Origin of the sequence: Pseudomonas sp. R4-35-07, assembly GCF_003852235.1 — a bacterium.
In the GTDB taxonomy this organism is placed as follows: domain Bacteria; phylum Pseudomonadota; class Gammaproteobacteria; order Pseudomonadales; family Pseudomonadaceae; genus Aquipseudomonas.
Genome location: NZ_CP027732.1, coordinates 3,071,528 through 3,083,874 on the forward strand (window position 1 = coordinate 3,071,528; position 12,347 = coordinate 3,083,874).

General features: G+C 62.7%; 11 protein-coding genes. 6 read left to right on the top strand and 5 right to left on the bottom strand.

Annotation, left to right across the window (positions count from 1 at the left end; all coding sequences use genetic code 11):
- The first annotated feature begins 1 nt into the window (after nucleotide 1).
- From C4J89_RS13965 to C4J89_RS13985, 5 genes are all read left to right on the top strand, one after another.
- Complete coding sequence (locus C4J89_RS13965) at nucleotides 2-1,624, top strand: glycosyltransferase family 39 protein (protein WP_124414749.1); 1,623 nt, start codon at nucleotides 2-4, stop codon at nucleotides 1,622-1,624.
- Nucleotides 1,625-1,920: 296 nt separating this feature from the next.
- A complete protein-coding gene (locus tag C4J89_RS13970) occupies nucleotides 1,921-2,100 on the top strand; it encodes a hypothetical protein (protein ID WP_124414750.1) in 180 nt (59 codons plus the stop codon).
- A gap of 164 nt (nucleotides 2,101-2,264) precedes the next feature.
- Entirely contained in the window at nucleotides 2,265-2,972 is a 708-nt protein-coding gene (locus C4J89_RS13975; RefSeq protein WP_124362935.1) for an HPP family protein, read from the top strand.
- Between the two features lie 131 nt (nucleotides 2,973-3,103).
- Nucleotides 3,104-4,207 (top strand): enoyl-CoA hydratase/isomerase family protein, encoded by a 1,104-nt coding sequence (locus C4J89_RS13980; RefSeq protein ID WP_124414751.1) that lies wholly within the window; start codon nucleotides 3,104-3,106, stop codon nucleotides 4,205-4,207.
- Nucleotides 4,208-4,210: 3 nt separating this feature from the next.
- The gene (locus tag C4J89_RS13985; RefSeq protein ID WP_124404224.1) at nucleotides 4,211-5,362 is read left to right on the top strand and encodes an acyl-CoA dehydrogenase family protein; all 1,152 of its coding nucleotides are present in this window, start codon (nucleotides 4,211-4,213) and stop codon (nucleotides 5,360-5,362) included.
- Nucleotides 5,363-5,507: 145 nt separating this feature from the next.
- On the opposite strand, the gene C4J89_RS13990 is transcribed toward C4J89_RS13985, so the two are convergent.
- From C4J89_RS13990 to C4J89_RS14010, 5 genes are read right to left on the bottom strand one after another with little or no spacing between them, the layout of a single operon-like run.
- The gene (locus C4J89_RS13990) at nucleotides 5,508-6,281 is read right to left on the bottom strand and encodes an enoyl-CoA hydratase (protein ID WP_124362938.1); all 774 of its coding nucleotides are present in this window, start codon (nucleotides 6,279-6,281) and stop codon (nucleotides 5,508-5,510) included.
- A gap of 11 nt (nucleotides 6,282-6,292) precedes the next feature.
- Nucleotides 6,293-7,420 carry an acyl-CoA dehydrogenase gene (locus C4J89_RS13995; protein WP_124414752.1) on the bottom strand — a complete coding sequence of 376 codons (1,128 nt, stop codon included), beginning with the start codon at nucleotides 7,418-7,420 and terminating at the stop codon, nucleotides 6,293-6,295.
- A gap of 9 nt (nucleotides 7,421-7,429) precedes the next feature.
- A complete protein-coding gene (locus C4J89_RS14000) occupies nucleotides 7,430-8,614 on the bottom strand; it encodes an acetyl-CoA C-acyltransferase (protein ID WP_124414753.1) in 1,185 nt (394 codons plus the stop codon).
- 12 nt (nucleotides 8,615-8,626) lie between these two features.
- Entirely contained in the window at nucleotides 8,627-9,394 is a 768-nt protein-coding gene (locus C4J89_RS14005) for an SDR family NAD(P)-dependent oxidoreductase (RefSeq protein ID WP_124362941.1), read from the bottom strand.
- A gap of 21 nt (nucleotides 9,395-9,415) precedes the next feature.
- Nucleotides 9,416-11,065, bottom strand: coding sequence for an AMP-binding protein (locus tag C4J89_RS14010; RefSeq protein ID WP_124414754.1), 1,650 nt, complete (start codon nucleotides 11,063-11,065; stop codon nucleotides 9,416-9,418).
- Nucleotides 11,066-11,268: 203 nt separating this feature from the next.
- Here C4J89_RS14010 and C4J89_RS14015 point away from each other — a divergent pair, with 203 nt between their 5' ends.
- Nucleotides 11,269-12,327, top strand: a complete 1,059-nt coding sequence (locus C4J89_RS14015; protein WP_124414755.1) for a tetratricopeptide repeat protein — start codon at nucleotides 11,269-11,271, stop codon at nucleotides 12,325-12,327.
- Nucleotides 12,328-12,347: the final 20 nt, after the last annotated feature.

The window sequence follows — 12,347 nt, forward strand, 5'->3', positions numbered from 1 at the left end:
AGTGCACAAGGTTCACCCGCCCCTGCTCACGCCAACGCTGCGCCGACAGTCACTGGGTCTGGGGCTGTTGGCGCTGCTGCTGTTCATCGCCGGCAGCTGGCACCAGGCGATTATCGGCTTCGACTCACGCTTCGTGGTGTTTGCCCAGGAGATGCTGCGCCATGGGCCGAGCTTCTTTCCCACCACTTACGGCCAGCCGTATGCCGATTACCTGGCCACCTCGACCCTGCTGACCTGGCTGCTCTCCCTGCCTATCGGCCAGGTCACCAGCTTCACGGCCTGGCTGCCCAGCGCTGTGGCTTCGGCGTCGATCGTAGTGCTGGTCTATCGACTCACCGCGCCCTACTCCGTGCGCTGGGGCCTGCTGAGCATCGCAATGTTGCTGCTCAGCAGCACCTTTATCAGCCAAACCCGCGCCGTCTCCCTGGACCAGATGCTCGCGGCCGTGACCCTGGCGGTGTTCTACCTGGGGTATGCCCATGAGCATTTTGCTGCGGCCAAACGCCTGCACTGGGTGTTTGCGCTGTTGATGCTGGGGTTTGCGATTCGTGGGCCAATCGGCCTGGTGATTCCTACCGGGGTGCTTTGCAGTTATTACCTGATCAACCGTCAATGGCGCCAGTTGTTCAGCTTCGGGCTGCTGGCGCTGGCCTTGCTGGCGGCGTGTATCGGCCTGCTGTTGCTGCTGGCCAAGCTCAGCGGTGGCGAAGACTTCATGCGTGAGGTGATTCGCATGCAGTTTCTGGGGCGCATGGATGGCAGCGAAGGCTCTGGCGGCGTGCTGTATTACTTCACCAGCTCCCTCGGCAACTACGCCCTGGCCTATCCGGTGGCGCTGCTGGTGCTGCTGGCCGTGGTGAGCGGCGGCCGCCGAGCGCCAGACCCGGCGTTGAAGCTGGTGCTGTACTGCGCGGCGGCGGGTGTCTTGGTGATGCTTGGCTTGTCGGTGCCCCAGGCTAAAAAGGCGCGGTATATCCTGCCGATGCTGCCGATGGCAGCGATCATTGCCGCGTATCCGTTTCAGGTCGCCCAAGGCCGTCTGTTCAGCGGATTACGCGGTTTGATGCTGGCGCTGTGGACGCTGCTGCCGGCGCTGTTGGCGGTGGGCCTGATCGTTGCGCGACGGCGTTACCCGCAACTGTTGGCCGATCTCGGGCCGATGTTTGGCGTACTGGCGGTGCTGCAGGTACTGGCGTTGTTGGCACTGTTCCGGGCTCGACTGCGCCCGGTCGGTGCGGCATTCGCCGCAGTCATGGCGATCTGGACGACTTACATCATGGTGGTCGAACCCTTGGAGCGCAGCCTTTACGACACCCGTACGTTCACCCTGGCGGCCAAGGAGCAGATCCTGCAACAACCGGCGCCATTGGTCTTGCATGCGTTGGGCAAAGACGCAAAAGCCATCAAGTTCATGGTCAACTTCAATTGCGACAAGGTTCCACTATTTACCCAGTTGCCCGTCGAGCTCCAGCCTGTTCAGGCGCCCGCCTGGCTGGTGATGAGCCAGGCCGACTTTAACAGCCTGACTGACCCACGCTTGCGTGCGCTCACGCCGACGCTCACCGGGGCGTTCGATATGACCCCCTACGTGTTGTTGCACCTGGAGAAAAAAGCACCTCTTTGAGTGTGTTTGCAGCCGTCACGTAAGAAAAACGCCCGCTTATAAACCCCCTGGGCGTTTTTCATCATAATCACCGAGAAACCCCCTACAGTGCTTTGCGTAACGGCCGCTGAACTTCGCCTTCCGGTGCCCGGAGCCCAACTGTAGACTCGTTTGCAAGGGCATTAACTATCTACCACCCGTATCAAGGGCTGCCTGTAACAGCCCTGGTCAGGGAACCTGCATAACGACATAACAACAAGGAGGGCAATGCCGTGCGAGAGGATCGGTTATCTGTAGCCGCGCCGAGACTGGATCGGTTGAGGGGCTTACGTGACGCGCTGGTAGCGTTGAAGGGGCCGCTGGCCGACGAACCAGGCTTGCAGGCGAACCTGCAAAAACGCCTGTTCAATGAGGAAGTCGACAGCCTTGTACTGGGCAAGATCTGCACGCCCGCCGCCCATAACACCAATCGGATCTTTTTTGACGAAGCTCCTTAAGTACATAATTTTTGCATTCAACCCTCATTAATATGCATTGGCGCCGCTGCAACTCAGTTGGCACACTGTTTGGGTTCCTTCCCCCAATGTTGGAACTTTCAAGGGCTTTTCCGGGAAACCAGGCAGGCCTTTTTTTTCGCCCTCAGTTTCAGGACCCCTCTTCAATGCTCGCTCGCTGGTTACCTGCTGCCATCAATACCCGTCCTTCCGAATGGAGTCGCGCCGCCATCGGCATGGCCTTGGGCACACTGCTCAGTGTCTGGGTGTGTGCCCAGGTGTTCGGCATGGAAGTCGCCCTGCACCTGCTCGGCCCGCTGGGGGCGTCGGCGGTGCTGCTGTTTGCCGTGTCGTCGGGGGCGCTGGCACAACCCTGGTCGATCATGGGCAGCTATCTGTGTGCTGGCGTGGTGGCATTGCTCGTGGCGCGGGTGTTGGGACGCACCCTGGGCAGCGCTTGCCTGGCGGCGGGCATGACGGTCGTGCTGATCTGCTGGCTGCGCTGCCTGCATCCCCCGGCCGGTGGCCTGGCCATGACGCTGGTACTGGCCGACCCTGCCTCCATCGCCCTCGGCTGGCACGAACTGGCACCGGTCATGCTCGGCGCCGCTGCCCTGCTGGCGTGTGCGCTGGCCTACAACAATGCCACCCGCACGCGTTATCCCAAGGGACAAGCCGAACCGGTACCTGTCATGCTCGGCAGCGCGCCGGTGACCGACCCGGCCATCACCGCCGCCGACCTCAAGTTGGCATTGGCCGACATGGAGCAGTTCTTCGACGTCGAGCCCACGGAGCTGGAGCAATTGATTCATGCCGCCGAAGGCCATGCGCGACGGCGCAGTATCGGCGAAGTCCTGGCCAGTCGCGTGGTTTGACGCGGTGTGCATAAATGCAACAACGACCTGCATGATTCCGGGTTGTAGGCGGCAAATTTGCGCTGGTACGATCACGCGATAGTTCGCCCGCGAACATCTTGATAAAGAACAATAAAAGCAGGGAGTTAGTGATGACTGCTCAGGTGTCCTCCGAAGCACGCCACACCGATATTCAGCAGGAAGAAGTACTCAGTGAGGTGCGTAACCATATCGGTTACCTCACCCTCAACCGCCCCACCGGCTTGAATGCCATCACCCTGGACATGGTGCGTCTGCTGACGACGCAGCTGCAGGCCTGGGCCGATGATCCGCTTGTCTACGCCGTGGTGCTGCGCGGTGCCGGCGACAAGGCCTTCTGTGCCGGCGGCGATATCCGTTCCCTGTACGACAGTTTCAAGCGTGGCGACACCCTGCATGAAGACTTCTTCGTCGAGGAATACGCGCTCGACCTGGCCATCCACCATTACCCCAAACCCGTGCTGGCCTTGATGGACGGCTTCGTGCTCGGCGGTGGCATGGGCCTGGTACAGGGCGCCGACCTGCGCGTCGTGACCGAGCGCAGCCGGCTGGCGATGCCGGAAGTGGCCATCGGCTATTTTCCGGATGTGGGTGGCAGCTACTTCCTGCCGCGTATTCCAGGCGAGCTGGGGATTTACCTCGGCGTCACCGGGGTGCAGATCCGTGCGGCGGACGCCCTGTACTGCGGCCTGGCCGATTGGTACCTCGACAGCGTCAAACTGACGGAGCTTGGGCACGCGCTCGACAGCCTGCAATGGCGCGACTCGCCCCTCAAGGACCTGCAAGGCGTGCTCGCCGGTCTGGCCGTACAACAACTGCCGGATGCGCCGCTGGCGGCCTTGCGCCCGGCCATCGACCATTTCTTCGCGCTGCCGGACGTGCCGAGCATGGTCGAGCAGCTACAGCAAGTCACCGTCGCCGACAGCCACCATTGGGCGCTGACCACCGTCGCCCTGATGCAGACCCGTTCGCCCCTGGCCATGGCCGTCACCCTGCAGATGCTGCGCCGTGGGCGCCACCTGCCGCTGGAACAGTGCTTTGCCCTGGAGCTGCATCTGGACCGCCAGTGGTTCGCACGCGGCGACCTGATTGAAGGGGTTCGCGCGTTGATCATCGATAAAGACAAGAACCCGCAGTGGAATCCGCCCACCCTGCAAGGGCTGGACGCCGACCATGTCGACAGCTTCTTTCACGACTTCAAGCAGATTGAGAAATAAGCCATGCAAGATCTTGAATATACTGAAGAACAAGTGATGATCCGCGACATGGCGCGTGACTTTGCCCGAGGTGAAATCGCACCCCACGCCCAGGCCTGGGAAAAGGCCGGCTGGATCGACGACGCCCTGGTGGCCAAGATGGGCGAGCTGGGCCTGCTCGGCATGGTGGTGCCGGAAGAATGGGGCGGCACCTACGTGGATTACGTCGCCTATGCCCTGGCCGTGGAGGAAATTTCCGCCGGGGATGGCGCCACGGGCGCACTGATGAGTATCCATAATTCAGTGGGTTGCGGCCCACTCCTCAACTACGGCACAGAGGCGCAGAAACATACCTGGCTGGCCGCGCTTGCCAGCGGCCAGGCCATCGGTTGCTTCTGCCTGACCGAGCCCCAGGCCGGCTCTGAAGCCCATAATCTGCGCACCCGTGCCGAACTGCGCGATGGCCAGTGGGTGATCAACGGCGCCAAGCAGTTTGTCAGCAATGGCAAGCGCGCGAAGTTGGCCATTGTGTTCGCCGTGACCGACCCGGAGCTGGGCAAGAAAGGCCTTTCGGCATTCCTGGTCCCCACGGATACCCCGGGCTTCGTGGTCGACCGCACCGAACACAAGATGGGCATTCGCGCATCGGACACCTGCGCCGTCACCTTCAACCAATGCACGGTGCCCGAAGCCAACCTGCTGGGCGAGCGCGGCAAAGGCCTGGCCATCGCCCTGTCCAACCTGGAGGGTGGGCGCATCGGCATCGCCGCCCAGGCCCTGGGCATCGCGCGGGCCGCTTTTGAGGCGGCGCTGGCCTATGCCCGTGACCGGGTGCAGTTCGACAAGGCGATCATCGAACACCAGAGCGTGGCCAACCTGTTGGCCGACATGCAAACCCAACTGAACGCCGCACGCCTGCTGATCCTGCACGCCGCACGCCTGCGCAGCGCCGGCAAGCCGTGCCTGTCGGAAGCGTCCCAGGCCAAGCTGTTTGCTTCGGAAATGGCTGAAAAGGTTTGCTCGAAAGCGATGCAGATTCATGGCGGGTATGGGTATCTGGAAGACTATCCGGTGGAGCGTTACTACCGGGATGCGCGGATCACGCAGATATACGAAGGCACCAGCGAGATTCAGCGGATGGTGATTGCCAGGGAGTTGAAGAATTATCAGCTCTGACTGATAAGGGTTGATCATTCCCACGCTCTGCGTGGGAATGCCACCTGGGGCGCTCCGCGTCCCGCTAACGATGGCCACGGGTGACGCAGAGCGTCACGGGCTGCGTTCCCACGCGGAGCGTGGGAACGATCTTGACTCTCCACAGCTACTTGTCTTTGAACTCCGGTGCGCGCTTGGCCACAAACGCCGCCATCCCTTCCTTCTGATCCTGGGTCGCAAACGCTGCATGAAACACGCGGCGCTCAAACCGCACGCCTTCGGACAGGCTCACTTCAAACGCGCGGTTCACGCTTTCCTTGACCATCATGCTGATCGGCACCGATTTGCCGGCGATCAGGGTGGCCACTTTCAACGCTTCGTCCAGCAGCTCGTCAGCAGGCACGATGCGCGCAACGATGCCGCAACGTTCGGCTTCTACAGCATCGATAAAGCGCCCGGTCAGGCACATTTCCATGGCCTTGGCCTTGCCCACCGCACGGGTAAGCCGCTGAGTACCGCCCATGCCCGGCAGCACGCCCAGGTTGATCTCCGGCTGACCGAACTTGGCGCTGTCACCGGCCAGGATGAAGTCGCACATCAGCGCCAGCTCGCAGCCACCACCGAGGGCGAAGCCGTTCACGGCGGCAATGATCGGCTTGCGGCGGTTGGCCACGCGGTCGCTGTCGCTGAACAGGTCGTCCAGGTAGATCTGCGGGTAGGTCAGCTCGGCCATTTCCTTGATGTCCGCGCCAGCGGCGAAGGCTTTCTTCGAGCCGGTCAGCACGATGCAGCCGATTTCCGGATTGGCTTCCAGGCCATCCAACGCCAGGTTCAACTCGCTGACCAGTTGGGCGTTCAAGGCGTTCAGTGCCTGCGGGCGGTTGAGGGTAATCAGCCCGACGCGGCCCTGGACTTCGAGCAAAATGGTTTCATAACTCATGTATCGGCTCCTTAAAGATTGCGTGAGATGACCATGCGCTGGATATCGCTGGTGCCTTCGTAAATCTGGCAGACACGCACATCGCGGTAGATCCGCTCCAGCGGGAAGTCGCTCAGGTAACCGTAACCGCCGAGGGTTTGCAAGGCGGCCGAACAGACTTTCTCGGCCATTTCCGAGGCGAACAGCTTGGCCATCGAGGCCTCGACCAAGGCCGGTTTGCCGCTGTCACGCAGCGCTGCCGCGTAATGGACCATCTGCCGGGCGACGGCAATTTGCGTGGCCATGTCGGCCAGGCGAAAGGCCACGGCCTGGTGTTCAATCAGCGCCTTGCCGAAGGTTTCACGCTCGCGGGCGTAGTCGCGGGCCGCTTCAAAGGCGGCGCGGGCCATGCCCACCGATTGCGCGGCAATGCCCACGCGTCCGCCTTCGAGGTTGGCCAGGGCGATCCTGTAGCCCTCGCCCTCCTCGCCCAGACGGTTGGCGACCGGCACCTTCATGTCTTCAAACAGGATCTGGCAGGTATCCGATGCGTGCTGTCCCAGCTTGTCCTCGACCCGCGCCACGGTATAGCCCGGCGAGTCGGTGGGAACGATAAACGCACTGATGCCGCGCTTGCCCGCCGCCGGGTCAGTGACCGCAAACACAATCACCACGCCGGCGTTTTGCCCGGAAGTGATGAATTGTTTGCAGCCGTTGAGCACGTAATGATCACCGTCAAGGCGTGCGCGGGTTTTAAGGCTGCTGGCGTCGGAACCGGCCTGGGGTTCGGTCAGCGCAAAGGCGCCGAGCATGGCCCCGCTGGCCAGGGGCTTGAGGAACTGGTCTTTCTGCTGGTCATTGCCAAATTTGAGGATCGGCACGCAACCCACCGAGTTATGCACGCTCATGATGGTCGAGCAAGCCCCGTCGCCGGCGGCGATTTCTTCCAGGGCCATGGCGTAGGCCAGGTAACCCGTGTCGCAGCCGCCCCATTGTTCCGGTACCAGCATGCCGAAAAAGCCCAGTTCGGCCATTTCACCGACGGCCTCCCTTGGAAAGCGATGCTCGCGGTCCCATTCGGCGGCGAACGGTTTCAGACGCTCCTGGGCAAACTGCCGGGCCGCGTCGCTGATTTGCAATTGTTCGTCATTAGGCAGCATGGTCAGTCCTTAATACAGGCATTCAACGGCCATGGCCGTGGCTTCACCACCGCCGATGCAGATGGCAGCGACCCCGCGTTTGAGGCCTTTCTGGCGCAGGGCCGAGAGCAAGGTCACCAGGATGCGCGCGCCCGAGGCGCCGATCGGGTGGCCCAGGGCGCAGGCGCCGCCGTGCACGTTGACCTTGCTGTGGGGAATCTCCAGTTTGCTCATGGTCACCAGGCTGACCACCGCGAACGCTTCGTTGATCTCGAACAGGTCGACATCCGCCACGTTCCAGCCGGTTTTGCTCATCAACTTACGGATCGCGCCGACAGGCGCCACCGGAAACAGCCCCGGCTCATCGGCGAACGCCGCATGCCCATGAATCACCGCCAGCGGCTTGAGGTCGCGTTGCCGTGCATCGGACTCACGCATCAACAGCAGCGCCGCCGCGCCATCGGAGATCGAGCTGGAGTTGGCTGCAGTCACCGTGCCGCCGTCGCGGAAGGCCGGTTTGAGGCTGGCGATCTTGTCCAGCTTGGCCTTGGGCGGCTGTTCGTCATGCATGATGGTCTTTTGTTCTTTGCCAACGGTGACCTGGACCGGGACTATTTCGGCGGCAAAACTGCCGTGGGTGATGGCTTCCTGCGCACGCGTCAGCGAGGCAATCGCAAAGGCGTCCTGGGCTTGCCGGGTAAAACCGTTGTGCTCGGCGCAATCTTCGGCAAAGGTGCCCATCAGGCGGCCCTTGTCGTAGGCGTCTTCCAGGCCGTCGAGGAACATGTGGTCGAGCACCTTGCCGTGGCCCATGCGATAGCCGCTGCGGGCGCGGTCGAGCAGGTACGGCGCGTTGGACATGCTCTCCATGCCGCCGGCAATCACCACGTCGACGCTGCCGGCGCGCAACGCATCGTGGGCCAGAATCGTCGCCTGCATGCCGGAACCGCACATCTTGTTGAGGGTGGTGCAGCGGGTGGCTTTGTCCAGCCCGGCGCCCAACGCTGCCTGGCGTGCCGGCGCCTGGCCGAGGCCGGCGGGCAGCACGCAGCCAAACAACACCTCATCGACGGCGTCGCTGGCGATACCCGCGCGCTCCACCGCCGCACGAATCGCGGCGGCGCCCAGTTGCGGTGCGGTCAGGCCCTTGAGGTCGCCCTGGAACCCGCCCATGGGCGTGCGCACGGCGCTGACGATAACGATAGGATCGTTCATGAAGAGACCTCCTTACTTGGCAGCCATACGCAAGGCACCGTCAAGACGGATCACCTCGCCATTGAGCATGCTGTTTTCAATGATATGCCGCACCAGGGCCGCATATTCGGCGGGTTTGCCCAGGCGCGGCGGAAACGGCACGCCGGCGGCAAGGGAATCGCGAACTTGCGGGGTCATGCCGGCCATCATCGGGGTTTCGAAAATGCCGGGCGCGATGGTCATCACCCGGATACCAAAACGCGCTAATTCCCGTGCGGCCGGCAGGGTGAGGCTGGCAATCGCGCCTTTGGAGGCGGCATACGCGGCTTGACCGATCTGCCCGTCGAACGCCGCCACCGAAGCGGTATTGATGATCACACCGCGTTCGCCATCGGCATCCACAGGTGTTTCAGCGATAGCCGCTGCAGCCAGGCGCAGCAGGTTGAAGCTGCCGATCAGGTTGACGTTGATCACCTGGGCGAAGCTGGCCAGGGCGTGCGGGCCGTTTTTGCCGAGGATTTTCTCACCGCGCACCACACCGGCGCAGTTGACCAAGCCATGCAACCCGCCAAAGGCGGCAACGGCGGCGTGCACGGCGGATTCGGCAGCGGCTTCCTGGCTGATATCCGCCACGGCGCTGCGGGCGTTATCGCCAAGTTGCCGGGCCTTGGCGGCGACGGCATCGGCGTTGAGGTCTACCAGCATGACCTTGGCACCCGCTGCGACCAGCATGTCGGCAGTGGCCGCACCGAGGCCCGAAGCGCCGCCGCTGACCAAAAATACCTTGTTTTCAATCTGCATCATGGTTTCCTTTTCAACGGATCACGCCACGGCCGCCTGGGCCTTGGCGATTTCCTGATTACGCAAAATAAAGCGTTGCAGCTTGCCGCTGGGGGTCTTGGGCAAGTCGCTGACGAATTCGATTTCCCGCGGGTACGCATGGGCCGCCAAGCGCTGGCGCACATGCAGGCGCAATTCTTCGGCGAGTTCCGGAGTCGCGCGGTACTGCTCGTTGATCACCACGAAGGCTTTCACCAGTTCGGTGCGCTCCGGGCAGGGCTTGCCGACCACGGCGGCCTCGACCACCGCCGGGTGTTCGACCAGGGCGCTTTCCACGTCGAACGGTCCTACGCGGTAGCCGGAGGTGGTAATCACGTCATCACTGCGCCCGACAAAACTGATGCTGCCGTCCGGGTTGAGCTCCACGGTGTCGCCACTGAGGTAGTACTTGCCGACAAAGGCTTTGGTGTTGACGCCTTCATACCCGGCGAACCAGCACATTGGCGATTGCTCACGGTCGATGGCGAGAATGCCGGGCTGACCGGCAGGCAGTTCCTGGTAATTGTCATCCAGTACCACGATGCGATGCCCAGGCGAGGCGAACCCTGCCGAGCCGACATGCACCGGATGCACCAGGCCATGGTGATTGCACAGCACCATGCCCAGTTCGGTCTGCCCGTAGTGATCATGGATGGTCACGCCAAGGTTGTCGGCGAACCAGCGGATCACCTCGGGGTTCAGGGGCTCGCCGGCGCTGCTGACGATGCGCAGCTTGCCCTTGATCGAGCGGGCGAACGGCTCGCCGCCGGCGATCAACAGCCGATACGCGGTAGGCGAACCGGTGAGGTTGGTGATGCCGTATTTGTTGATGATCCGGCAGGTGCTTTCAACGCTGAAGGGGCCATCGTAGAAGGTGATCGGATGCCCCAGGGACAGCGGCCCGGTCACGCCGAAGTAGATGCCATAGGCCCAGCCCGGATCGGCCACGTTCCAGAACGCGTCTTCTGGGCGCAGGTCCACCGCGTCGCGGGTGTAGCTCTGGAACGCGACAATCGCCTTGAGCGGTACCGACAGGGCTTTGGATGGGCCGGTGGTGCCCGAGGTGAACATCAGCAGGAAGGGCTCGTCGCCCCCCAGCAGCACGGGCTCGCAGACGTTCGAGTGGTTGGGCAGTTCGGCCCAGAAGCTGAAATCGCCGCGTACCAGGCCTTCGCCCTTGGCCCCGGTGACCGTCACGATGGTGGGGCAGCCGTCCACGTCGGTGAGCTTGGGCCGGTTCATGGCATCGGTGACGACCAGCGCGGCGCCGGAACTGTTCAGGCGATGCTCGATCGCCTTGGGCCCGAATGCGGTAAACAACGGTTGATAGACCGCGCCGATACGCCAGGTGGCGAACACCACCACCAGCAGTTCGGCCGTGCGCGGCAACAGGCCGGCGACTTTATCGCCGCGCTTGACGCCCTGGGCCAGCAGGAAATTGGCGAAGCGTGAGGCCTGGTCCTGCAAGTCGGTGAAGGTCGCCGTGGCGCTGCGCCCGTCCCTGCCCTCCCAGAACAGCGCAATGCGCCCAGGCAATGCGTGACGGTCACAGCATTCCACACAGGCGTTGAGCGCCTGCAGGTTGCCGGCAAGGGCGGCGTCGACGGTGTGTTGGTAATCGAACTCGGTGGTGGCGGCCAGGTAATCACGCATCGCTTCAGTTCCTTGTGTGTTTTTGTTTTAAGGACACTTTCCAGGCGGTCAATCGCTCTCAAATAGTCGCCCTGCAGCGGCGCTACGAGCAATGGTCAAAGCCTTCAACATGGCTGACCGGTTTGGCCAATCGGGTTTGACACTCGCCCTGCACTGGCCGAAGCTTGAGGCTTTGTACCTGTACCCTGCCTTCGGACGCCTGCATGTCAAAGTCACGCCGTTACGCCATCGTCGGCCTGTGCGCCCTGTTGTCGATTTTGTTGATCACCTGGTTTTTCGCCCGCGCAACGCCGGTGGCCGTGCCGCCGGCGATTGCCCACGGTTATTCCCAAGCCTTGAAGCAGGCGCGCAACGGTGAGCCGGGCGCGGCGCGGGTGTTGTATCAACAGCTGGGGCGGCCGGACCTTTCACCTGAGCGCCGCGCCGCGCTGCATGCCGAGCTGCCCAACTACCCCAGCCCCCAGGCGTTGAAGTTGGCAGATAAAGACTTGGCCAATGAATCGCCACGGGTGCGTGAAGCGGCAATTCACAGCATTGTCGGCCTGGTACCTTCCGGCCAACGCACCTTGTTGCTCGGCCCGGTGCTGGATGACCCCGAGCAGCAGGTGCGCTTTGCCGCCGCCAACGCCCTGCTCGGCCTGTCGCCGGACACCCTGGGCCTGTACTTCGGCCCGCTGCAGCAAGTGCTCGACGAGTTCGCCAATGCCCTCAAGGCCCAACCCGAGACCGCCGAAAGCTGGATTCAACTGGCGCGCCTGTATATCCACAGCGCCCTGCTGCCGGAGGCGCAAAATGCCCTGCAGCAGGCCATGCGCCTGCAACCGGACAACCTGCAAGCGGTGGTGGCGCAGATCGAGCTGCTGGATAAACAGGGCAAGACCGACGAATCGCGCCAGCTGCTCGCACAGCAATTGGCGGCGCACCCGGAATCGGCTTACCTGCAACACGCCCTGGGCATGTGGCTGCTGCACCATGGCGCGCGCCCCTATGCCTTGCTCGGCCTGTCCAAGGCGGTGGAGCTTGAACCGGACAATCAGGACTACCGCTACGACCTGGCCACCACGCTGCACGACCAGGAAGAGCTCGAGGCTGCCCAGCGCCAGTTGGAAGACATCGTGCAGCGCCACCCGGCCAATCGAAAAGCGCGGGTGCTGCTGGTCAATTATTGGAAAGAGAGCGGCCAGTTGCAGAATGTCCAGGTGCTGCTGGCACAGCTTGAGCAACAGAACCCGGATGACCCCGCGCTGCAGCAGGGTCTGTGACCGCGCTCAAAAAAATGCAT